Origin of the sequence: Paenibacillus sp. KS1 (assembly GCF_001680695.1) — a bacterium.
Lineage (GTDB): Bacteria > Bacillota > Bacilli > Paenibacillales > Paenibacillaceae > Paenibacillus_B > Paenibacillus_B suaedae.
The window spans coordinates 26,341-50,971 of record NZ_MAIS01000014.1 but is presented as its reverse complement, the minus strand read 5'-3'; the positions used below and the strand labels follow the sequence as shown (position 1 = coordinate 50,971).

21 protein-coding genes are annotated in these 24,631 nt (G+C 47.3%); 14 read left to right on the top strand and 7 right to left on the bottom strand.

Features of this window, described 5'->3' with window-relative positions:
* The first annotated feature begins 87 nt into the window (after positions 1–87).
* From nrdF to BBG47_RS07030, 4 genes are all read left to right on the top strand, one after another.
* Positions 88–1,086, top strand: a complete 999-nt coding sequence (gene nrdF / locus BBG47_RS07045; protein ID WP_021260297.1) for a class 1b ribonucleoside-diphosphate reductase subunit beta — start codon at positions 88–90, stop codon at positions 1,084–1,086.
* 216 nt (positions 1,087–1,302) lie between these two features.
* Complete coding sequence (locus BBG47_RS07040) at positions 1,303–2,139, top strand: YitT family protein (RefSeq protein ID WP_065291164.1); 837 nt, start codon at positions 1,303–1,305, stop codon at positions 2,137–2,139.
* A gap of 161 nt (positions 2,140–2,300) precedes the next feature.
* Entirely contained in the window at positions 2,301–3,590 is a 1,290-nt protein-coding gene (locus BBG47_RS07035; RefSeq protein ID WP_065291132.1) for an alpha-L-fucosidase, read from the top strand.
* Positions 3,591–3,638: 48 nt separating this feature from the next.
* A complete protein-coding gene (locus BBG47_RS07030; protein ID WP_065291131.1) occupies positions 3,639–4,676 on the top strand; it encodes a glycoside hydrolase family 18 protein in 1,038 nt (345 codons plus the stop codon).
* Between the two features lie 69 nt (positions 4,677–4,745).
* Here BBG47_RS07030 and BBG47_RS07025 read toward each other — a convergent pair whose 3' ends face one another.
* Entirely contained in the window at positions 4,746–5,612 is an 867-nt protein-coding gene (locus BBG47_RS07025) for a YitT family protein (RefSeq protein WP_065291130.1), read from the bottom strand.
* A 256-nt stretch (positions 5,613–5,868) separates the two neighbouring features.
* Here BBG47_RS07025 and BBG47_RS07020 point away from each other — a divergent pair, with 256 nt between their 5' ends.
* The 10 genes from BBG47_RS07020 (at position 5,869) to BBG47_RS06975 (ending at position 18,719) form a co-directional block, all read left to right on the top strand.
* On the top strand, positions 5,869–6,789 hold the full coding sequence (locus BBG47_RS07020; RefSeq protein WP_065291129.1) for a VanW family protein: 921 nt from the start codon (positions 5,869–5,871) through the stop codon (positions 6,787–6,789).
* Positions 6,790–6,957: 168 nt separating this feature from the next.
* A complete protein-coding gene (locus BBG47_RS07015) occupies positions 6,958–7,437 on the top strand; it encodes a GbsR/MarR family transcriptional regulator (RefSeq protein WP_065291128.1) in 480 nt (159 codons plus the stop codon).
* A 14-nt stretch (positions 7,438–7,451) separates the two neighbouring features.
* Entirely contained in the window at positions 7,452–8,276 is an 825-nt protein-coding gene (locus tag BBG47_RS07010) for an alpha/beta fold hydrolase (protein ID WP_065291127.1), read from the top strand.
* A gap of 177 nt (positions 8,277–8,453) precedes the next feature.
* Positions 8,454–9,353, top strand: a complete 900-nt coding sequence (locus BBG47_RS07005) for a serine/threonine-protein kinase (protein WP_483310702.1) — start codon at positions 8,454–8,456, stop codon at positions 9,351–9,353.
* Between the two features lie 433 nt (positions 9,354–9,786).
* The gene (locus tag BBG47_RS07000) at positions 9,787–10,605 is read left to right on the top strand and encodes a hypothetical protein (RefSeq protein ID WP_065291163.1); all 819 of its coding nucleotides are present in this window, start codon (positions 9,787–9,789) and stop codon (positions 10,603–10,605) included.
* A gap of 53 nt (positions 10,606–10,658) precedes the next feature.
* Positions 10,659–12,098 carry an SWIM zinc finger family protein gene (locus BBG47_RS06995; protein ID WP_065291125.1) on the top strand — a complete coding sequence of 480 codons (1,440 nt, stop codon included), beginning with the start codon at positions 10,659–10,661 and terminating at the stop codon, positions 12,096–12,098.
* A 12-nt stretch (positions 12,099–12,110) separates the two neighbouring features.
* Positions 12,111–13,970 (top strand): HEAT repeat domain-containing protein, encoded by a 1,860-nt coding sequence (locus BBG47_RS06990; protein ID WP_065291124.1) that lies wholly within the window; start codon positions 12,111–12,113, stop codon positions 13,968–13,970.
* A gap of 96 nt (positions 13,971–14,066) precedes the next feature.
* The gene (locus BBG47_RS06985; protein WP_065291123.1) at positions 14,067–15,170 is read left to right on the top strand and encodes an AAA family ATPase; all 1,104 of its coding nucleotides are present in this window, start codon (positions 14,067–14,069) and stop codon (positions 15,168–15,170) included.
* Positions 15,170–17,512 (top strand): DUF5682 family protein, encoded by a 2,343-nt coding sequence (locus BBG47_RS06980; protein ID WP_065291122.1) that lies wholly within the window; start codon positions 15,170–15,172, stop codon positions 17,510–17,512. Before BBG47_RS06985 ends, BBG47_RS06980 begins: the two co-directional genes overlap by 1 nt.
* A 1-nt stretch (position 17,513) precedes the next feature.
* Entirely contained in the window at positions 17,514–18,719 is a 1,206-nt protein-coding gene (locus BBG47_RS06975; RefSeq protein ID WP_065291162.1) for a VWA domain-containing protein, read from the top strand.
* Positions 18,720–18,795: 76 nt separating this feature from the next.
* On the opposite strand, the gene BBG47_RS06970 is transcribed toward BBG47_RS06975, so the two are convergent.
* The 6 genes from BBG47_RS06970 to BBG47_RS06945 all read right to left on the bottom strand — a co-directional run bounded on the left by BBG47_RS06970 (position 18,796) and on the right by BBG47_RS06945 (position 24,625).
* Positions 18,796–19,284, bottom strand: a complete 489-nt coding sequence (locus tag BBG47_RS06970) for a DinB family protein (protein ID WP_175400496.1) — start codon at positions 19,282–19,284, stop codon at positions 18,796–18,798.
* 489 nt (positions 19,285–19,773) lie between these two features.
* Positions 19,774–20,280: a DoxX family protein gene (locus tag BBG47_RS06965; RefSeq protein WP_083189124.1), complete on the bottom strand. Its 507-nt coding sequence runs from the start codon at positions 20,278–20,280 to the stop codon at positions 19,774–19,776.
* A 295-nt stretch (positions 20,281–20,575) separates the two neighbouring features.
* Positions 20,576–20,965, bottom strand: a complete 390-nt coding sequence (locus BBG47_RS06960) for a DUF3899 domain-containing protein (protein WP_065291119.1) — start codon at positions 20,963–20,965, stop codon at positions 20,576–20,578.
* A gap of 2 nt (positions 20,966–20,967) precedes the next feature.
* Positions 20,968–22,614 carry a peptide ABC transporter substrate-binding protein gene (locus BBG47_RS06955; protein WP_065291118.1) on the bottom strand — a complete coding sequence of 549 codons (1,647 nt, stop codon included), beginning with the start codon at positions 22,612–22,614 and terminating at the stop codon, positions 20,968–20,970.
* A gap of 42 nt (positions 22,615–22,656) precedes the next feature.
* Positions 22,657–23,610: an ABC transporter ATP-binding protein gene (locus BBG47_RS06950; RefSeq protein WP_065291117.1), complete on the bottom strand. Its 954-nt coding sequence runs from the start codon at positions 23,608–23,610 to the stop codon at positions 22,657–22,659.
* Complete coding sequence (locus tag BBG47_RS06945) at positions 23,591–24,625, bottom strand: ABC transporter ATP-binding protein (protein WP_065291116.1); 1,035 nt, start codon at positions 24,623–24,625, stop codon at positions 23,591–23,593. Before BBG47_RS06945 ends, BBG47_RS06950 begins: the two co-directional genes overlap by 20 nt.
* Positions 24,626–24,631: the final 6 nt, after the last annotated feature.

Here is a 24,631-nt window from a genome sequence, read left to right as displayed (position 1 = left end):
AGGATGGTTTTCAGCACCGAGCACTGTGTAGATTACTTCGTGATCAAAAGCGGTCTTTTTGAATTACCTCTAGAAGGAGATTCGTAGATGAGAAACTTTGAAGCTGTTAACTGGAACAGACCTGAATCGGATTATATGGAAATGCTGTGGACGCAAAATACGTCCCAATTCTGGCTTGATACGGAGATTCCAATCTCGAAGGACTTGAAGTCTTGGACGAAAATGTCCGATGATGAGAAACTTGCCTATATGCATGTGCTTGGCGGCTTGACATTGCTGGATACAGAACAAGGGAACGTGGGAATGCCGGTTATTGCGCAGCATGTAGAAGGGAAGCAGAAGAAGGCAATTCTGATCTTCCAAGCGGCAATGGAAGAAATTCATGCGAAGAGCTACAGCACCATCTTTACGACGGTTGCTAGCACGGCAATGATTGATGAGACATTCGATTGGGTAAAAGACAATAAGCACCTGCAGAAGAAGACAGCAATCATTGACGGCCTATATAAGGGCATTCAAGACAACGATCCAATCAGCTTGTACAAAGCGATGGTGGCATCGGTATTCTTGGAGAGCTTCCTGTTCTATTCCGGCTTCTTCTATCCACTGTACTTGGCTGGACAAGGCAAGATGGTAGCAAGCGGTGAGATCATTAAGCTGATCATCCGCGACGAGAGCGTCCATGGTGTGTTCGTAGGCTTGCTTGCACAGGAAATTTACAATAAGCAAAGTGCGGATGTGCAGCGTGAGTTGTCCCAATTCGTGAACAAGCTGATGCTTGAATTGTACGAGAACGAGCTTGAATACACCGAGCAGCTGTATGATGCAATTGGACTTACACATGAAGTTAAGAAGTACATTCGTTACAACGGCAACAAAGCGCTTATGAACTTGGGCTTTGAGCAATACTTCCCAGAAGAAGATGTTAACCCCGTTGTCTTGAACGGTATCCGTACCGAAACAAGTACACATGACTTCTTCTCCACGAAGGGAAGCGGGTATCAAAAGGGTAAGGTAGAGCCTTTGCAAGACAAAGACTTTACAATGCTGAACGATCGTGTCAAACAATCCGATATCTTTGCATAAGATGATAAGGATTGCTAGGAATGATGCAAGAACAACTGAGTGGGAACGCTCAGTTGTTTTTGTATTGTCGTGTCATAAGAGCGGAATACTTAATGTACCGGCTGCATGTATATCCATACTAGGGGAACACCCGTATATTCATGAATCAATTTTCACTGCTTTAGTTTGATGAGATAATTCGGACAGATGATTTTCATACATAAAGGACGGGCTTTCATGAAAAAAAGAATTACGGATATTGCTATCATTATCGCAGGCGCTTTCATTTTTGCATTAGCAGTTAACTTGTTTGTCATCCCCAATGATTTCGGTGAGGGCGGGGTAACAGGGGTCACCATTATTCTCTACTATCTGTTCGAATGGTCACCAGGATTGATGAACCTGATCTTAAATGCGGTATTGCTAGTCGTTGGCTACAAATTCTTGGATAAGAAAACGACGATCTATACCATCATTGCAGTTGTGTTCAACTCATTATTCCTGCATTTGACGGAGAGCTGGCGGATTGCATCCAATGAGCTCATGATCAATGCGATTTTTGGCGGTATTTTCGCAGGTGTCGGGATCGGTCTTATCATCCGAGTTGGGGGCACAACAGCAGGCTCGACGATTTTGGCTCGCATTATGAACAAGTATTTGGATTGGAATGTAAGTTACGCATTATTGTTCTTCGACCTCATTGTGGCATTCGCGTCGTTCTTCATCATTGGACCGCAAGGCTTGATGCTAACTATTGCGATGCTGTATGTAGGGACGAAAGTGATGGATTTCATTATCGAAGGATTGAATCCGAAGAAGGCGGTTACGATTATTTCCGTGGAGCATGATCGGATCGCGGAGCAAGTGAATGTCGTCATGGATCGTGGAGTGACGGTGCTGGAAGGACATGGTTATTATACGAAGGATCGGAAGCAAGTACTGTACATTGTTATTAGTAAGCAGGAAGTATCAACCCTGAAGAAAATCGTCCGAGCAACAGATAAGGATGCATTTATTACGATTCATGATGTTAGGGATGTGTTCGGAGAAGGCTTTATTGATATTACGAAATAACCAGGCTTCAACAACCAAATATGGCGTGTCTGCCACTTGGATTCCGCGCCACATCTAACTGTGAAAAAGTTAGGTGTGGCGCGGAATGTTTTCGCTAACACTTTTCTGCCAAAATGTGCGATAATACGAATTGTACAACTAGAATATGGGAGGGCACAACAATGGTACAACCGTGGTTTGAGAAGGCGAAGCTTGGGATTTTCATTCATTATGGCATTTATGCGGTCGATGGGATTTCAGAATCCTGGTCTTTCTATAATGGAAGAGTGTCGTATGAAGACTACATGAAGCAGCTCGATGGATTTACGGCAAGCAAGTTCGATGCAGACAAGTGGGCAGACCTCTTCGAGAAGTCTGGTGCGAAATATGCAGTTCTGACAACGAAGCATCATGATGGCGTTGCATTGTGGGATACGAAGTACAGTGACTTGAACGTTGTGAAGAAGACGCCTGCCAAGCGTGATCTTATCAAAGAGTATGCCAAGGCGCTTACAGATCGCGGTATTAAGCTTGGTATGTACTATTCCTTGATAGACTGGTCACATCCAGATTATGCAAGTGTGTACGAAGGCGGGAATGTGCCTGAGGATTTGAGCAAAGTGAACCGCTTCTGCAGTCCGACCGATGGTGTACAGGATGAAGAGGCATGGCAGCGCTTCCTAGAATTCAATAACAATCAATTGCGTGAATTGCTTACTGACTATGGCAAGGTGGATCTGCTGTGGTTCGACGGGGATTGGGAACGCAGCGCAGAACAGTGGAATTTGCCAGCGTTCAAGGATTACCTGCTGTCGTTCAACCCTGAGCTTATCATTAACTCCAGGCTTCAAGGGCATGGGGACTACAAGACTCCGGAACAGGGCTTGCCAATTACAAGACCAGTAGGGCCATGGGAGTTCTGCACGACCATCAACAGCTCATGGGGCTATCAACACGATGATGATTATTATAAAACATTGAATCAAATTATTCGAATGTTCTGTGACTGCATTACGATGGGCGGGAATATGCTGTTGGATGTAGGGCCAATGGAGGACGGAACAATTCCGCAGCGTCAGGAAGAGACGCTCATTGGTCTGGGCAACTGGATTCGGACGCATGAAGAGGCTATTTATGAGACGGATGAAGGCATTCATACTCGTTATTACTTGGGCGGCAGTACCGTGTCCAAGGATCGTCAGACGTTATATTTGTTCGTATATGATGATCCGAAAGAAAGCGTTTGCTTAAAAGGTCTCTCGAATAAAATTAAAAAGATTACGGTGCTTCATTCTGGCAAGGAATTAACTTATGAGATTCAAGGCGGTGTGCCGTGGTTCAATATTCCGGGTACAACATGGATACATATGACGCAGGAAGATGCGCATGAGAATGTAACGGTATTGAAGATTGAACTGGAAGGCGAACTGGATATGTATGGCGGTTCCGGTGCCGTGGTTACACACAACTAGGAAGTTGCAATCATAGAGAACACAACGTGGAGAGAGGAAGACGACAGCATGAGCAGCAACAAGCTGATTTTAGCGGGTTATGCAGGTGATTCTGTACTGCCGAATGTTACAGCAGAAGATGCGAAGAAACTAACTCATTTGAACGTGGCATTTGGTCATGTGAAGAACGACTGCATTACGATTGATCATTTGCAGAATTTGTCTCAATTGCAAGTATTGAAGTCTTACAACCCTGAACTGCTCATTCTACTGTCTGTGGGCGGGTGGAGTGCAGGCGGGTTCTCTGAGGCTGCGTCGACAGCTGAAGGAAGACGGCTGTTCGCAGAGTCTGCAGTGCGAGTCTTAGAGACAGCACCATTCGATGGCATCGACCTTGACTGGGAGTACCCATGCTATTCGGAGGCAGGAATTGCTTCCAGCCCGAATGATAAGCAAAACTTCACCTTGCTTCTCAAGGAACTGCGCGAGGTGCTTGACGCCAAGGGGCAAGCAGACGGAAGACACTATCTGCTGACGATTGCAGCAGGGGCAGACCAATACTATATCGATGGTACAGAAATGGATGTGATCCATTCGTATTTGGACTTCATTCAGCTCATGACATACGATATGCGCGGCGGCTTCCAAACCTTGACCGGTCATCACACGAACTTGTACACATCGACTGGCGACTTGTTCCGCATTAGCGTAGATGCATCTGTACGGTTATTCGCTGCTGCAGGAGTGCCTAGAGAGAAGATTGTCATCGGTGCTGCCTTCTATTCAAGAATGTGGAAGGATGTGCCGAATACGAATAATGGCTACTTGCAAATGGCGCCTGGATCGGGTGGGTATGGACCTGATTATACGAAGCTGGTTGCGGAATATATCGACAAGAATGGATTCGTTCGTCATTGGGATGAGGAAGCGAAATCTCCATACTTGTACGACGGACATAGCTTTATTACGTATGACGATCCAGAATCCTTAACGCACAAGTGCAAGTATGTGATGGAGCAGGGAATTGCCGGCGTTATGTTCTGGGAATATAGCTGCGACCATACTCATACGTTGCTGGATGCCATGTACCGCGCCTACACAAGCTAATTAGGGATGTAAATTAGAGAATCCCCTGCATACGTCAGCGAAGCGCTGAGACATGCAGGGGATTTGTGATTAGTGGATATCGTTCTTCTGGAAGTTGCCTCCGAGTACATCCGATACACTTTCGATCGCAATGAACGCCTTGCTGTCAATCTCTTGGACAACAGACTTCAGCTTCGCAAGCTCCAGACGGGTAACGACACAATAGATAATTTGGGTATCTTCCTTGCTGTAACCGCCTCTGCCGTAGATGAAGGTCGTGCTTCGACCCAAGCGGCTCTGAATTGCTTCTGATACTTCCTCATACTCCTGCGATATGATGGTTACCGACTTCGATTCATTCAAGCCCTCAACGACAATATCCATCACCTTCGAAGCAATATAGAAAGTAAAGATGGAATACATTGCTGAATCCCAACCGAAGACAAACCCAGCAATAATAAAGATGAACACGTTAATAAAGAGAATAATTTGACCAACTGGCACCCGAGTCTTCTTGGACACGAGAATAGCTACGATCTCAGTACCATCCAGTGATCCACCGAAGCGAAGAACGAGACCAACACCGAGACCGAGAATAAAGCCACCGAACAGTACCGCCAAGATTTTCTCATTCGTGAATGCGCTGTAAGGATGCAGCCAAAATGTCGTTCCGGACATGACTATGATTCCATATAAGGTGGAAAATGCAAATGTTTTCCCGATTTGCTTGTATCCGATGATGAGAAACGGAAGGTTAATAAGGAAGATGAACACGCCTAGCGGAATTCCGGTTAGCTTGGATATTACGATGGAGATCCCTGTTATTCCGCCATCGATCACACTGTTAGGGACGAGGAACAATTCCAACGCGACCCCCATTAGAATTGCACCAGACGTGATGAAGATGAATCTCTTCAAGATGTCTAGAACGGACATTTTCTTATGAACTCTAGCCATGCAACAAATCCTCTCTGTCTATAGGTTAGTACTAACTTTACGTATGTATATCATATCATTTTCATGAAACATGAACAATAAAGTGACCACAGTCATGAAAATAACAGTCATAAAATGCAAAACTCAGCGCGAACTGGTAGAGCATGTATATATCGTTTGGAATAAGAAAAGGATAAGGTAGCGGCAATTATTTCATGCAAGTGGAATGGGTTCAGTTGTGCCTCAAGGATGAGGAATTGTCATAAAGGAGAATAACATGTATCTGCAACTTCTCTGGTTAGTGCTATTGCTGCTCCCACGGCCAACCGTATCGGAACCAATCCTTATTGGACATCATGGCCAACAAATCGCATCTGCTCACCGTGCGGATTATTTACTTCCTGGTGCTGCTATTGTGAACGAGCAACAATTAGACAAGCTGATGAAAGCGATAGATCGCCAAGTAGCCATTGCTCCGATTAATGCAGCATTGAATGGTTATGGTGGGATTATTCCTGAGAAAAATGGAATGCGGCTGGATCGAGAATCATTTATCGAGCAGTTTTATAAATACATCGTCAATAGCGGTTCGATGAGGATAGAGGTGCCGATGCAGATTGTCTATCCAAAAGTAGACAGTGAACTCCTATCGCATATTCGTGAGAAGGAAATTGGTCATTACACAACCTTCTATAATACGAACAATAAAAACCGTTCTATGAATATAAAACTTGCTGCTGAGGCGATTAACAATCACGTCCTATTTCCAGGAGAGACGTTCTCTTTTAATAAAGTTGTTGGGCAGCGCACGGAAGAGAGAGGGTATGTGCGTGCGCCTATCATCGTGAAGGGGGAATTGTCAGAAGGAATAGGGGGCGGCATATGTCAGATATCATCCACCCTGTTCAACGCTGTCGACCGAGCAGGACTTCAGATTGTGAAGCGCTATTCTCACTCTAGGAATGTAACCTATGTACCGCCTGGTCGTGATGCAACGGTAAGCTGGAATGGCCCCGACTTTACCTTCCATAATCATTATAATCAACCGATATTGATCCGAGCCTTTGCCAACGGGGGAAGCGTACATATTAGTGTTTACTCATCGGAAGAGATTCGCTACAAGCAACGTGATGTACCGGGTGCTTCGAAGGAACTGCCTGAAGAAGTGAAAGATATCGATGTGGACAAAGACGAATAAGGCAGGCAAGGCTACGATAACCAACCAAAAGAGAAGGGATATCATCAACACTGTTGAGATGCCCTTCTTTTATTTCTTCAGTGGAAAATGCTTGCTATTTCCCGTTTATAATGTTTAATATATATTAAACGTACAAAACATAATGAATAATCATTAGGAGGTTTAGGCTTGAACAAGATGACATTAAATGATGCACAGCAATCTTTAATAGGGGATTTCGGAACGTATATCGAATCATCAGGGGGTGCACGCTCACTCGGGAAAATATGGGGCTATCTGCTGCTAGCAGGAGAGCCGCGTTCGCTTGATCAAATGGTGCTGGACTTGCAGATTAGTAAAGGCACAGCATCCTTATCTGTTCGTCAAGGAGTTCAAGTATCCTTATTTCGCAAAGTAGGTATCCCCGGAAGCAAACGGGATTACTATGAACTGCACCCAGATGCTTGGACATCGATCTTGCATACGAGCATTGCGCAAGGGGGAATGATGGGGAATTACGTGAGGCGGGCGAAGTCCATCGCATCGGATGAACAAGCAAAAGTGAAAATGGATGAAAGCATCGAGTTTTTTGATTTTGTCGTCCATCAAATGAAGCAAATTCTAGTTCAGTGGCAGGAACAACGTCAACATAAGGACAGTCATAACTAGGGGGAAACAGCATCATGCCGAAGGCAGTTGTGAATGGGATGATCATGAATTATGAGCGTAAAGGAAAGGGTACGCCTGTCTTATTTCTGCATGGCAGTGGATCATCATGGCGAATGTGGGAGCCGCAATTCGAAGCCTTCTCCGAACGGTACAGCATGATTATGCCGGATTATAGAGGACATGGCGATTCGACTAAGGAATTTCCAGAAGGCAAATATGATCATTACGTGATTGTTGAAGATTTGAAGTGTTTCTTGGATGAGCTTAGACTGAATAAAGTTCATGTTATCGGTGTCTCGCAGGGCGGACAATTGGCGACCCTGCTTGCGATCCGGTATCCAGAATACATAGATAAGCTAGTCATTTCAAACAGCTATAGTGAAATGCCGACGGCTGCAGCAGGCTGGATGCTGTCCATTTCCAATTTTATTTTCAGCCTGCTTCCTTACCGTACAATCGTGAATCTCATGATGAAGTTTTACAAGGATGATCCCTATACACAGCGAATTTTACGCAATTCTTTCTCAATCGATAAGAAGATGCTTCTTGCTATGAAAAAGGCTCCTTTCCCGACGCATACGAATGAACTGCACCGCATTCAGTCAACAGCTTTAGTCATGGGGGGAGAAGGAAAGGTAATGACTGGTATTGACGAGGGGAAAGGGTCTCGTACCATTTATGATCAAATCAATCATGCGATACTCGCCTTGTTCAAAGATGCTTATGATCCTCTGAGCACAATGCGCAAAGATATTTTCAATGAGATGATTATCGACTTCTTCGAAGACAGACCGCTAAGAACTTACAACGATGTTGTGGTAGAAAGGAAGCAAGCTTAATTGTAGTTCTATTGTATGTAGCTAATGAATGTGATAGGTTGGAGAAACGTGAACAGTGAAGGAGGCGTTGTGCTATGGCAAAAACGACGAAAATGAATTGGGTGTATCAACGAGATGGGGTCAACGCATAAGTAGCCCACGAAACTGCGGCAGCCCCGATAGGATGAGAGGGGAAGCATCGTGACAACACAATCATTCACTTCTGTAACGATTCAGCTAGGAAATGTAGCATTTGAGCTCAGGGAAGCTCATTCTTTCGATTGGATTCACAAGTATGGGCATGTATTCTGTGTATTCGACGAGCAGGATTCGGGGAATATTGCGTTTGGCGTTGAGCAGGAAGGGCGCAAGCGATTTATTAAATATGCAGGTGCTAGAACGAAGGAGTATACAGGCGAGCCGGAAGTTGCCATCGAGCGGTTAAAAGCGGCGGTTCCATTATATACGGCACTGAAGCATCCGAACTTGATTGAGTTATTGGAGCACTTTGAGGTTCAGGGCGGTGGCTATGCCGCTGTTTTTGAGTGGTTCAATGGGGAATGTCTTCATTCCCACTGGTCGTTCCCGCCGCCGGCTAAGTATCATGATCCAAGATCTCCATTTTATCGACATCGGCATCTTCCCATGCAGCAGCGATTGAACTCATTGGATGTCATTTTCTCATTTCATGAGCATGTGGAAGCACAGGGATATGTGGCAGTAGATTTTTATGATGGAAGTATCCTATATGATTTCACTACAAATCGAACGAAGATTTGTGACATCGACTTTTATCGGAGATCTCCTACGGTCAATGATATCGGGGAACAATTCTGGGGAGCGGTGCGATCCAAATCGCCAGAGGAATACGAATTAGGCGCGCCGATCGATTCCCGAACGAATGTGTACAATTTAGGAGCCATTGCTTTTGGACTGTTAGGTGGGGAACGAAATCACGCTCTGGAACGCTGGGAAGCGGGACAAGCGCTGTATGAGATCGCTCTGCAAGCCGTTCAGCAGGATAGAGACCAACGATTTCCAAGCATTGCAGCTTTCAAATCTGCCTGGGATGAAGCTCGATGCCAGACGCAATCATGATCTTCAAGTTTGCATGAACCTATAGAGTAGAGCAAATGAAATTTACTTATGAATCCTCTCCAATGACATTGGAGGTGATTTTTCATGTCTTATAGAGTGAACGAAATCGTAGGGCAACATGTACTATAGCTGTATAAATCCAATAGGGGGGAAGCAATTGGAGAAGGGCATAATGGCTGTGAATGCACTAGCGATAACAATCAATAAGTAGTTCTGAATATATCAAGTGGTACTATATTCCTATAAATAAGTAGGGAAGAATTGATAGGAATGGGACTAAGTGACCTGTACTGTTAGCTTATAAATTCGTTATTATGAAGAAGAGATTCGTCGAAGCACTGCTTTCGGCGTTTTTTTTCACAATAAAAAGAAACGTATGTTCGCAAACTTTCATCAAAATGACACGAATGTGGCGAATTTGAAGGAGGACGAAGTGGACAAGAAGGCGAAGCAGATATTGATGAAAACGTTCTGGAGCAGTGCGGGATGGAAAGATACTCGTACGATAACGTTCGTTGGGGAGGATTTCGAGTACGCTAAGGACAAAGGTCTGATGTTCGATCCCGTGACAATGAGTCACGATGAATGTGTGCTGCGCATCGTAGAATTGCATAAATTGATTACGAAGGAGATGGTGGCACAAGCCTTCCTGCACAGCCTGTCTACGCGTAAGGTGCATTTGCGAAGTGCGCTCTCCAGTTGGGCACTAACACATAGTTTGCTACCCCATCAATTTGAGAGCAATATCGGTAGATGCAAGAGCAGCACGTACGCGATGTATGGGGATTGCTATGAATGTGACAAGAGCGGGATTGCCGTTCTTGAATCCTATACGAATGAAGATATCAATGTTCTGAATTTCGAGCGGATGAAATGGGGAGGCGTTCGTCTTAACCATATCCTATATTGTCTATTAGATCTGGAACAGCTCCTAGCAGAAGGGGCGGTTGACGTTACGGAAGAGGACGTGACCATTCTCAAACATATGCTGACCGCGATAAAAAGCTGCCAGCCTAGCGATGCTGCGCGTCAATTGGAGAAGAACTTAAGCAATGTGCTGCCATCCAATAAACAGGAACGCGATGTGATGATGGAAATTTTGTCTTATGCGGGTGTGCTGCGAGCTGGTTCGGAGAACAGGCCAGGCAGGGGTGGGAAAAACGACTTCTTCGCTGTTGTAAACTGGCGTGGAGAGGATGGGTATTCCGATCATGCGGTTGAGCATTACTTTGGCAAGTGGTTGTATGAATAGGAATCGAGTACATAAAAAGGATAGTTGACATTGGACAGATAGGAGGAATCAACATGATCGAAATTACAGAGTCATACGTAGATTCACTTGCTCCGAACGCCTCAGCCATCAAGAATGGACAGGGGCTCGTGAAAAAGCGGAGCTTCGTACAGTTGAACCGCTCGGAGGACGGTTCACTCTTATTTGGGGAATGCTCGGGCAGCGGCAAATCGAATTATCAATGCTCGGCAGACTTCATCCAGCCTGAGAAGCCAATTCTGCGCTGTTCCTGTCCAAGCAGGCAGCTGCCATGCAAGCATGCGCTTGGGCTGCTATATGCTTATGTAGGTGGAGAGGAGTTCTCAATTGCGCCAGTTCCTGAGGATATCATCTCTAAACGGGAGAAGGCCGAGAAACGCGAAGAAAAGAAGCAGCAGCAAGCGGCGGATGGAGCCGAGCCGAAGCCGAAGAAAGTAAACAAGTCCGCGCTGAAGAAGAAAGTTCAGGCACAGCTGGACGGACTGGAGACGTTAGAGAAGCTGGTGCTGTCGCTCGTGCGCGGGGGCATCGGTACGATTGATACGAAGACGATTAAGATGATTCAGGATCATGCCAAGCAGCTAGGGAATCACTATTTGCCTGGGGCGCAGAATGAACTCCGCAGATTGGCCTTATATTTATCGAGTGATGAAGATCGAGAAACCATCTATACCAATGTAATGGAGCAGTTGACTCTCCTACATGCTTTCATTAAGAAGGGGCGGAGCCATCTGACTGCGAAGCTGGATGATCCGGAACTGGCATTGGATCACGAAAGCACCGTAGAAGAGTGGCTGGGTCATGCATGGCAGCTTAACGAATTGAAAGAATGCGGATTGATGAGCGAGAATGTGGAGCTTATTCAACTCTCCTTCCTCAGCTATGATGATCAAGCTCGACAAGAATATGTCGATCAGGGCTATTGGATGGAGAGAGAAACTGGTGATATTCATCGCACGATGCAGTATCGTCCGTATAAGGCGGCTAAGCAAATGCGTGCAGATGATAGCTTCTTCGATGTTGCACAAGTGAAGACGCTCTATCGATATCCGGGAGAGATGAATCGCAGAGTACGCTGGGATGAATTGATTACCAGAGTAGTAGGAGCGGAAGATGTGGAATGCTTGTCCGCACATGCACAGCGTTCGTATGCTGATGTACTCAAGAAAGTGAAAAATCAGCTAAAAAATCCGCTCGGCGATAAAAATCCAGTGATGCTCCTTCATGTGTCAGACATAAAGCAGACAGATAAGAATGAATATGTAGTGTTGGATGAAGCGGGCCAGCAGATCGTGCTGGATGATGTGTGCGCTTCTCATCATTCCACAGTGTCTCTGCTTCCGCTGCTCCCAACCGATTGGACGAAGGATGCTTCGATGCTGGTCATGTTCGAGCACCGACTTGCAAGCGGACGATTGCTTGCACAGCCATTAACAATAATGAAGGATGCGGAAATGATCCGTCTCATGTATTAAGGAGGATTGGCCATGAGTACAGCATTGTTGCAAGAGCTTCATCAAGAAGTACGGCGACTATATATTGCAGGCAGTGATTTGGCAGTAGGCGACTTCCGTCTAAAGCGACTACTTCCGCAGTTTCAGCAGCTAGGTGAGCGGGCCCCCATTTTCAAGCGGCTGGCAGAAGGAATTGCATCATTAATTGAGCCTCCTGCGGGCAAGGAGCAATCTTCAGCGGAGACGCTGCAGGACATTGGAATGCTCCTTCATTCCGTCTTATATACGCAGGGAAGCTCGGCTCCGGCAGGGCAGTTGACTGACATGGAGAGCTATCCGAGCAATCTGTCTACGAAGCTGTCCTACCGCAAGCTGGCGGCGGTGCAAGAAGCATTAACGACAACAGGCGGAGGACGCTATGAAGTGATCTTACAGGCATTCGAGGACGGAATGTTCGCCGATCTGCGCTTGCTCCAGTATGCGATTGCAGCACTTGGAGACCCCTATACGGAAATTGCAGATCTGACTACGGATAAGATTCTTCCTTCCTACGGTTCGCAAGTCGTACCACATCTGATGAAGACATTCCAAATCGATGGCGGCAAGCTGGAAGCGAGAAAGCTTCGCGTCATCGGTACCGTCGGCGGAGAAGACGTGGCAGCGTTTATCTATGAAGCGGCCCAATCCGGCTCGGATGAAGTGAGATCGACAGCAATCCGATTATTATCAGCCTATATCCAATATGAAGAATCGGTTCTTGATTGGACGAAGGACAAGAAGAAGGCGATTCGGGAATCCGCATATCATACGCTTGCGAGCTATGGAACAGACAGAGCGGTGGCACGGTTGCATGAAGCGTTTGCCAGCAAGGATATTGAACTTGCCTCAGAAGCGGCAGCTGAATGTGTTCATCCGCAGCTGACTGCCCAGTTGGTGCAGGATTTGGATCGCGATTTGAGAGCAGCGTTGGAACTCGCAGACGATAAGAAGAAGCTGGATGCGGCTTGGACGAGGATCCGATATGTAGTGCGTGCATTGGATGAGAAGCGGTGCGCAGAACTCTACGACGTATATTCGAATTTCGTGAACCGCTACGAAGAATATAGACCCTTCCAATGGCTGGAGCTGCTCCACACCGTCGCTTGGTATATGGAAACCGAGAATTCGGAAGAGGCACTTGCTCATTTGCGGAAAATTGAAGACCTTGACGTACGATTCATGTCTTATGCTGTTCGCGCCTCGTTCAAGCTGTTATCACCAGAGGCAATGTACGATCACTATGTAGAATCGATGCGGAACAAGTGGAAGATGCAGACGAACAAAGAGATGCAGAGAAGGAAGAAGGAACTGTGCTCCACAATCGAAGCACTGGTACTGTCCAGGGAATATGTTGAGGTTCCTGCACAGTGGAGCTATTCCAACGGAATGACGTCACTGTACACGATTGTCATTCAACCACTTCCGCTTATTCTTGCTGCATGGGATGAGCGCTGGCTGGATTGGTTCATTGAGCAGAATGAGCTTGAGCTCGTCTGTGCTTTTGCACGACCGGGACATGAAAGAAGCGCCAAGTTTATGTTGAGGAAGTTGGAGCAGCATCCTGAATTCCGCAATACGTACGCTGGGTTGATTTTGTCTGGATTGAAGCGAGCTGACGCGCCTGAAGAAGTAATTTGGGAAGCTTTAGTGGGAGCTATCGAGAACAAAAAAAATTCGAATTGTTACACATTTGATGGAAATGTGTTTGAGTGCTTATATGAGCTGCCAGCCTCGTATCACGCTCGCTTGTCATTGGTTCTTCCTACATACAAGTATACGGCCGGTGAACAGCTGCGCTATGTCGTGGAACAGATGGAGAAGAAGCAAGCGGTGATTGCGTCAAAATCGGTATAGCGCTCTTCAAACACGGAAATTGAAATTGCAGGCGCATATGTCAGAGCTAAAAGACAGGTGCGCGTAACGAGCTTAAACGTCAGGGGAGATGATGAGATGGCAACGAGCCAACAGCAAATGCAGGATATCATGAGACTCTCAGCCGAGCGATTGTATGAGGATGAGATTGCGGCACTACGCAAGGCGGACAAAGGAAAGATTCCAACAGGATGGCAAATGTCTCCGCAAGCGGTGCTCACGTTCATCACGGGAGGCAAGGCAGGAAAGACGACAATTACACCCAAATATATCGGCAACAGACGATTAGTGGAAATGGCGATTGCAACACTTGTGACAGACCGAGCACTCCTTCTGATCGGGGAACCGGGTACAGCCAAGTCATGGCTTTCCGAGAATTTGACTGCCGCCATTTACGGTCATTCCGGTCTTGTTGTACAAGGAACTGCTGGGACGAGCGAAGAACATGTACGGTACTCGTGGAATTACGCGATGCTGCTTGCGAACGGACCTACGCCGGAAGCGCTTGTTCAGAGCCCAATTATGCGGGCGATGGAGGCTGGTGGGATCGCTAGATTTGAGGAAATATCTCGCTGCGCCTCTGAGGTGCAGGATGCACTTATCTCGATACTTTCGGAGAAGACAATATCTGTGCCTGAGCTCGGCAAGGAAGTAAACGCGCGCAAGGGCTTCTCCATCATTGCGACAGCAAATACAAGAGATCGCGGAGTCAATGAGATGTCGGCTGCCCTGAAGCGCCGATTCAATATTATTGTGCTGCCAACGCCATCGGATATGAATACCGAGGTTGAGATCGTGAAGAAGCGCGTTCAGGAGATCGCTTCCGCTTATGATTTGCAGACAGCTGCTCCTTCTGACGAGGCGCTTCACAAGGTTGTGACCATATTCCGTGAGCTGCGCAGCGGCATGACGGTCGACAGAAAGGAGAAGGTGAAGTCTCCGGCGGGTGTCATATCGACGGCAGAAGCGATATCCCTGCTCACGAACAGCATGGCGCTTGCAGCAAGCTTCGGAAGCGGAGAACTGAGCGATGAGGACTTGGCGGCTGGTCTACAGGGAGCCATCGTGAAGGATGATGTTAAGGATAAACTCGTCTGGAAGGAATATCTCGACAACGTGATGAAAAAGCGCGGCGCGGAATGGCGCGGACTATACACGGCTTGTAAGGAGCTGAACGAGTGATGAGCGTGGTTGCGGCTTCTGCCGTGAACATATTCGGGGTTCGGCACTTATCGCCGGGCGGCGCGAAGCATATGTTGGATGAACTGGGGCGGATACAGCCTACAGCTGTGCTTATCGAAGGCCCCTCGGATGCGACGCCGGTCATCTGTCATTTGACGAACGAAGTAACGAAGCCGCCTATCGCCATTTTGGCCTTTACGGATGACTTGCCCGTGCGGACGGTCATGTGGCCATTTTCCGCTTATTCGCCAGAGCTGCAAGCCATGAGATGGGCAGAGCAACATGGCGCACAGGCTGCATTTATCGATCTTCCATCCTCTGTCACGCTTGCTTTGCAGGAAACACGGCATCGCGGAGATTCTGCTGATGAGGAAAGTGACAGCATGGAGACTGTATCATCTGAACAACAGATACAGGAAGGGGAACAGCGCTCGATTTACGGCCGAATTGCCGAGCTGGCAGGGGAGCCTGACTATGATACGTATTGGGAACGAAACTACGAGCACAACTTGAACCCGGGTGCCTATCGTGATTCCATATTGGCTTTTTCCGCTGAGATGCGGCTGTTAACAGAAGAGACAGAACGACTGACCGATCGCACGGAATATGCCTACAACGCGATCAGAGAAGCATATATGCGGCGGAACATCCAAGACACGATAAACGCAGGCCATGCTCCTGAAAAAATCGTCGTTATATGCGGTGCGTATCATGCTTCTGCACTGGCGGATCTAACGGCAGCGATGACGGATGAAGAAGTGGCGCAGCTGCCGAAGCGGAGCTCGAAGCTTACCCTGATGCCTTATTCCTATTATCGATTGTCCTCACGCGCAGGTTATGGAGCGGGTAATCATGCGCCTGGCTACTTCCAGTTGATGTGGGAGCACATGCTGGACGGCACGCTTGCTGATCTGCCCATGCATTATTTATCAGCAGTTGCCCGTCAACTGCGTGAATCAGGGACGCATCGCTCAACAGCAGAGGTAATTGAAGCCGTACGTCTGGCGCAATCGCTTGCCTCCTTACACGGAGGGAGTGCGCCGACCTTGCTGGATTTACGTGATGCGGCACTTACACTGCTCGGTCGCGGTGAACTGTCTGTCATCGCTGAAGCATTAGCGCGAATTGATATCGGAACTGCAATTGGATCACTTGCTGATGGTGTTAGCCAGACACCGATTCAGGATGATCTGAACCGTTGGCTGCGCAAGCTGAAGCTGGAGAAGTACAAGACGGCCGTGGCGACCGATCTGGCGCTTGATCTGCGCGAGAATCGTCGCGTCAGTTCGGAAGAAGCTGCATTTCTTGACTTGAATCGCTCATTTCTACTCCATCGGCTGACTCTGCTTGGTATATCGCTTGCGAAGCAGAAGCCGAGCCCGCAAGAGCAAGCAACCTGGGCCGAGCATTGGATACTTCAATGGACGCCGGAAGTGGAGATTGAAGTCGTCGAATCCACATTGCTGGGAGAGACAGTTGAGGTGGCTGCTGCCTACAAGCTTCAGCAGAGGCTGGATAGCTGCGTAACAATTGACGAGGCATCCAAGTTAATCCGCGTGGCCTGCGAGTGCGGCATGTTGACGCAGATGGAAGCCGCTCGCCAAGCGCTGCAGCGGCTGGCGGTGGATAGTCGGGATGTCGTTCAGATTGCAGCGGCTGCAAGAGACCTGTCTACGATTATCCGTTACGGTGATATAAGACGTATCGATATGACGCCATTGCTGCCGCTGCTGGAGCAGCTGTTCTTCCGCGCTTGTCTGTTCCTGCTCGATGCCAGCAGCTGCAATGATGAGGCTGCCAATGCCATGATCATCGCGATGAACGAGTTGAACAGCATATCACTCGATCATAGCGAACGGGTTGATGAAGCGCTATGGCTGCAAGAATTGCAACACTTGGCAGAGCGGGATGATCGGAATCCACGGTTGTGCGGATTTGCCTGTGCCATATTGATGGAACGCAACGTCATCTCTGCACAGCAATGTGCAGAGGAGGTGTCACGCCGCTTGTCCCCAGGTATCCCAGCAGAGCTGGGTGCGGGGTGGTTCGAAGGATTATCAATGCGCAATCGTTATGCGCTGTTGTCACGCATGACGCTCTGGGAACAGTTGAATGAATATATTCTATCTCTTGATGATAGCGAGTTTGTAAGAGCACTCGTCTTCCTGCGGCGAGCATTCAGCACATTCGATCCGAGAGAGAAGGCGATGATAGCAGAGCTGCTTGGGGAATTGTGGGGCGTCCAACCCGAACAGGCCGAAGAATTGCTTATGGGTGAGTTGAAGGAGGAAGAAGCGAGCATGATTGACGAATTGAATGATTTTGATTTTGGGGACATATAACATGAGCACATTCGCTGAATCACAAGCACTTACACGTTGGCGGCTCATCCTCGGCCAGCCAGCGGAGGCGCAGCTGTCCAGCTATTCCATGAATGGTTGTACCCATCTGTCGGAAGAAGAACAGATCATGGATCAAGCATTGGCTGCAATCTATGACGAGACGACTGATTCACAAGGTGGATCCGGCTCATCTGCTGGCGGCAAGGGCGCAGGACTAGGCAAATCAGCACCTCGCTTATCGAAATGGCTTGGAGATGTACGTTCCTTCTTCCCTGAAGATGTCGTATCGATTATTCAGCATGATGCGATGGAGCGAAAAGGATGGAAGCAGCTGCTGTTCGAACCGGAGGTTCTGGCACAAGTAAAGCCTGATATACAATTAGTGGGCACGTTGCTGTCATTGAAGGGGAAAATCCCTGAGAAGACTAAGGATACGGCCCGCATGCTTGTACAGGCGGTTGTGGATGAACTCGTGAAGCTGCTAGAAAATGACATACGTCGAGCGGTTACGGGGGCGTTGAATCGAAGACAGCATTCTCCGCTTCCGTCTGTAAGCGGTATCGATTGGAAGAGAACCATTTCGCGCAACTTGAAGCATTATGATATGGAGCGGAAACAGATCATTCCGGAGCGGTTCTATTTTTTCGACCGCGCGCAGCGCAATAAAGAATGGACAGTCATCGTAGATATCGACCAGAGCGGATCGATGGCGGACTCCGTAATTTGGGCGTCTGTAATCGGGTCAATATTTGCATCAATACCATCGTTGGATACACGGGTTGTCGTATTCGATACCGAAGTGGTTGATCTGACAGAACAGTGTGCTAATGATCCGGTTGACATGCTGTTCGGAATTCAATTGGGCGGCGGAACGGATATTAACAAATCGGTGGCGTACTGTGAGCAGTACATATCGGAGCCGAAGAAAACATTGTTCATTATCGTGTCCGACCTGTATGAAGGCGGTAACCGAGGAGCGCTCATTCGCCGGATGAAGGAGCTAAGGGAAGCAGGGGTAAGGACGATGTGCCTGCTCGCGCTATCTGATCAAGGCCAGCCCTTCTATGATGAGAATCTTGCTAAGATTCTAGCGCGGGATGGAACACCATGCTTCGCTTGTACACCAAGCTTGCTGCCGGAATTGGTTGAAGGAGCGTTGAAAGGGCATGATCTGACTGAACTAGCTAAGCGGGTAGGTACCAAGTGATGTGGTGCTCACAAAGTTATAAATCTAAAAAGGACGGTAAGGACGGTATGCTAACCGTCCTTTTTTTCATTTTGATTTATGAACTGGATGACAAGCTGTCATGATTGCTGAAAATTTGGTGCAGGTGATGCTCCATATGTGCCACGTAGTCTTGAATCAACCATTCCAAGGTCACGATTTGTCCGTCAGGGAGCTTGCAGCGCACATCAAGGCTTGGTTGAGAGAGATGTGTGATCACTCGAAGGACGGCTTGATTCAAGCTGCACCATAATCTGATTACGTCTTCAATAGGGGCGTTGTTATACTGCTGCGCATCAACCCAATGGTTCTGATTATATGGAGTGATACTTGACGGATCTGCGGAATCATTGGCGCTTCCACTCTGCTGAAGCTGGATAAATCGACATACATTGTTGATTGCTGAGTCACATAGATGTCCGAGAATTTGCAGGCGAGACCATTTTCCTGGCGTACGCGGTTGATAGACTTCATCTTGCAGCGCTTGAAACTGTTCAGGCACCGTATTCAAGGCAGCTTCGAGTCTAGCAATAGAAATTGCAATCAAAGTATCCTCTCCCATGGCATTGATTGTCCATCTAGACATCTATATTGTACTGCGATCATGGGTTAGCTGCCATAGAGCCGCTAAGAAATCACTTATTAAGAAGTGTTCTCTCGCAGCAGCTCAATGACAGGAACCGTTAGAAGGATAGTTTACGATGCATTCAGCCTAGCACAGGATGGACCCAAATTTAATGTGAGATATGCGAAAACAGAGGTGAATCTTACATACCTTATAGATAGAGCATGACGGAAGCTTATGTCTTGATGAGGGATAGGTAAATAAGAAAAATTGGATATGATGATAACATCGAGTGTATTAAAGCGATTAAATAAAGGTGGTTGGGGAGTTCACGCTGACAATTGTAAATGTAAAGTCAATAAAATAAATACGCTATAACTTGTAAGAGTAAAAAAAGGAATTGAACCGATCAAGCTATGGTTTTTACCATTTTTGTAAGCGTGTCGATGAGCAGTTGTGTTTCTCACGAGGTTATACTGAGGTTGAAGTGCTGCTTTGAGGTGTATGGCTGCGAGTCAATTTCAGTCTGCGGAACAACAGTTGATCCACTCCGAAGCGGCCTGCATTGGTATAGGCGACGAGAATGAACAACGTAAGGATAATCATAATAGGATTGGCGCTGATAGAACCACTTAATAGAAATGACATATTCATTACAATGCCGAAAAATGCAGCGGTTCTCGTTAACCCGCCTACGATCAGGCCGATACCGACAAGAAGTTCTCCCCATTGAACCATGAGGCTGAATAGTTGGGCATTCGGGATTGCGACATGTTCGAGGAATGACGCCCACCAACCCTGAACAATAGGATTCTCGCCAGAAGCCTTTGCTAGAGCACCTTTCAAAAATCCGCTTGCATCAAAGCCTCCACCAGTCATTTTGTGCAATCCGGCTGAAACCCAGGTGTAGCCTACATAAAGCCGGAGGGCCAACAATAGTGCTGCTGCCCACACATTTTTCCGTAAAAAATCGATCATTAACCAATCCTCCTTACTATTCGTGTGATTCCCATATATAGGATGCATAAACACTTTATAGTGCAGGACGCTAATTTGCAAGCCCCATTAGAGCTATTTTTTGACTAAAAGCTTGCATTTTCTGCATGAATATAACGGATATCACATTATTATGCGTAATCACTAGAAAAATAGTAGGATTAAGAGAATCGTATCGCATCAGCCGTACAGACGGGAATCATCCAATGCTTATGAAGTAGTAAAGCACAGGCTATCTCCTATTGAGAATAGGGGATAGCCTGATAGCGCCGCATGGTTAGAAATATTGAATTTGTAGGATAACCGCGCCGATGAACATGCCGCTGCCACAGCCAAGCGCATATGCGCTCAGCTTGCGGCTAACTGTCAGCTTCCAGTGCTGAAGTGAAGCATCGGCTTGAAGACGTCTATCTTCCTCGCGCAGTACATTCGATGTCGCTGTGAACATGGAACCTAGTGAAGAAGCTCCACCTACTGTTGGATTCAAAAATCCAGTACGCATGACATAAGCGAATGCACCAATAATCAATAGAATCAGTCCATACAGAAAGCATCTGTTCACACTGCCTACATCAATTCGATCACTCATAAGCCCGAATGGGGGAGCACTAATGATGTACACGATGGCCGCGACGATAATCGATGATACCGCGTATCGTGCCAACATGATTATTGCTCAACACGCTTTGCGAAGCGCAGATCTGGGTTAGAACGAACATCGAACACGATGCCTGTTACTTTTGGACTTACAAGTGCTGTATCCACGGAGAACAATATCGGCATGATTGGCAAGTCTTCCATCAATACTTTTTCAGCTTGCTGGAGGATTTCAACCCGTTTGTTAGGATCCAACTCGTACGTAGATTTTGCAATCAGGTCATCATACTGTTTATTGTTCCAATTTGTGAAGTTGTTCGAGTTCGTAGATTGATAGTGAACAAGTACGCCAAGCGGATCAAGGAAGATTCCTTCCCATCCCATACGTGCAACTTGGAAGTTCTTCTGTTTGAATGTATCAATATACGTTTTCCATTCTTGTGTTTCGAGCTTAACTTCTACGCCTAGGTTTTCTTTGAACATCGCTTGCAATGCTTCTGCCACTTTTTTGTGCTTATCAGCAGAATTCAGTTTGAAAGTAACAGGCGGAAGAGTAGACAACCCTTCTTCCTTCAAGCCCGCAGCGAGCAGTTCTTTTGCTTTTTGAGGATTGAACTCGTAATACTTAGCTGCATCATCACGGAAGTCATTGCCCGATGGGTTCTTGATGCCGTATGGCACATAGCCGTAAGCAGCCTGTTCGCCAGCCTTCGTTACATTCTTTGTCAGAGTCTCGCGATCAATCGCATAGGAGAATGCTTGACGAATTTTTGGATTCGTAAATGGTTTTTCATTTACATTGAACGAATACGTATAGACACTGAAAGTAGGGTGAGCCAAGTATTCTTTATTTTCTTTCTCTTGATCCAGTGTATCGATTGGTAGTGCCGTAATCAAATCAAGGTCGCCGGTTTTGTACATTTGATAATAGGTTGTTGCATCTTGCACCATTTTGAAATGGATGGTATCCATCGAAATGGCGTCTTTGTTCCAGTAATGATCGCTCTTTGCCAGTGTGATCTCTTCGTTATGCTTCCATTCCTTCGAAGTGTAAGGACCATTGCCGACGATTGTACTCGCTTCAGCTGCCCATTTCTCGTCTTTATCTACGACCGTAGAACGAACCGGCAAATACGCATGTCCCATCGAGATAATCGGGAAGATACCGAGCGGTGCCTTCAATTCAACGATCAACGTATGATCATCTTTGGCTTTAACGCCAACGTCATCCGCGCTTCCTTTGCCTGTGTTGTACTCTTCTGCACCTTTAATGTAGTACAGTGAGGAAGGGTCGTACGCTGCTGTCTTCGGATTCAGTACCCGTTTCCAAGCGTATTCAAAATCTTGTGCTGTAACAGGATCGCCATTTGACCACTTCGCATTATCGCGAATCGTGAATGTATACGTCTTGGCGTCAGCAGATACATCGACTTTGCTCGCAGCACCTTCTACGATTTTGCCGGCTTTGTCATAAGTGTAGAGGCCTTCATATAGGTTATCGATAATAAAATAAGATGTTGTATCTGAAGCGAGAGCTGGATCTAGGGTATACGGTTCGCCGCCCGATAGATTCGTTGTGATCACTTGCGGAATCTTGTCGCTGGATTCTGTACCGGCAGCAGATGTTTCCTTCGCTGTCCCGTTATTGCTTCCAGAGCATCCGGTTAAGGCAGTTGCGGCTAAGATAAGAATTGCTAACATCAGGTTCCATTTTTTCATGCTCGTTCCTCCAATAATATCTTCATATGTAATAGATCATTCTTAATACAAGTGGCAGGCAACCCAGTGATTGCTGTACACTTGCTTGCCTTCCGGCATTTGATTGGCGCATAGCTCCGTTGCTGCCGGACATCTGCTATGGAACGGACATCCGGTAGGCGGAGATAGCGGGCTTGGCGGATCGCCGTGCAGTACAATGCGTTCACGAAGTCTCTTATTTGAAGGATCCGTTGTTGGAATTGCTGATAATAAGGCTTGCGTATAAGGATGAAGCGGGTTGGTGAACAATGAGCTTCGATCTGCCAGCTCCATCATTTTGCCTAAATACATAACGCCGATTCGATCACTAATATGCTTGACCATCGCCAGGTCATGGGCAATGAATAAATAACTTAAGCCTTGTTCGATTTGCAAATCCTTCATCAGATTTACAATTTGTGCCTGTATCGACACATCGAGTGCTGAGATCGGTTCATCAGCGACAATAAATTGCGGATTCACGGCCAATGCTCGGGCGATGCCGATACGCTGTCTTTGCCCGCCGCTGAATTCATGCGGATAGCGAAGAGCATGATCCGGGTGCAGCCCGACCTTCTCAAGCAGCTCAGCAATTCGCTCTTTGCGGGCTTTGCCCCTTGCCAAGCGATATGCGTCGATTCCTTCGGCAATAATGTCGCCAACGCGCAGTCGAGGGTTGAGCGATGCATGCGGGTCTTGAAAGATCATTTGCATGCTCCGATTCAGCTCACGACGTTCCAGACCGCGTGCGCTAGCCAATTCCTTGCCATTGAACATCACCTTTCCAGCTGTAGGTTCCAGCAGTCCTACCGCGACTTTGCCTAATGTTGACTTGCCGCTGCCGCTCTCACCAACAAGGCCAACCGTCTCGCCGGGAAGGATGGATAAGCTGATTCCGTCAACTGATTTCACAGTGTGATTCGAATCTGTCCGAAAATGCTTGTGCAGTTGATGGAGCTCAACAATAGGCTTCGACATGTTCATTCCTCCTTGCAGGGCCTGTCCCGTGACCGACTGGAGTTCGGGGATCATTCAGCCAGCAGCGAGCGCTATGCTGATCTGAGAACGAATGGGTGTCCGGCAGATGCTGCAGGCAGACCTGCATGGCATAAGGACATCTCTTCGCGAAAGGACAGCCAGTAATCTGTTCGGATAACTCTGGAGGAGAACCTTCAATCGGTGTCAGCCGTTCGTCCTCGGAGGTATCCAGCTTCGGGGTGGACTGAAGCAAGCCCCATGTATATGGATGCTTCGGGCGCTCGAAGATATCTTCGACTGTGCCCGTTTCCACAATCATTCCGGCATACATGACTGCAACGCGGTGCGCAACCTCAGCCACGACACCGAGATCATGGGTAATGAGCAGAATCGAGCTCCCCATCTGTTCTTGCAGCGTTGTCAGCATGTCAAGAATTTGGGCTTGAATCGTGACATCCAGTGCGGTCGTAGGCTCATCCGCTATCAGCAGCTTGGGATTGCAGGCGAGTGCAATTGCGATGGATACCCGCTGCCGCATTCCTCCACTAAATTCATGCGGGTATTGATCGTATCTTCGTTCCGCATCTGGAATGCCTATGAGCTGCAGCAATTGTATCGTTCTCGCTCGTGCATCGGTTCTGGTAAGCTTCTGATGCTGCCGCAAACCTTCGCTGATCTGCGTACCGATCTTCATCGTTGGATTCAAGGATGACATCGGATCTTGAAAGACCATACCAATCTCGGAACCCCTTAGTTTCCTCATCTGAGAGCGAGAGAGTGAAGTGATGTCTTGGCCTTGAAAATGAATGTCTCCACCCTTCAGCTTCGCATGTGGAGCAGGGAGCATTCCCATAATGGTTCGAGCGGTTATGCTTTTGCCGCTGCCGCTCTCGCCGACGATTGCGAGTGTTTCCCGTTCATCAATATGGAAGGACACGTCTCGCACGGCTTGAAGCTCTCTATTTCTTGATTGGAATACAACATGCAATTGTTGAACTTCGAGCAAATGCTTCATGAGTGC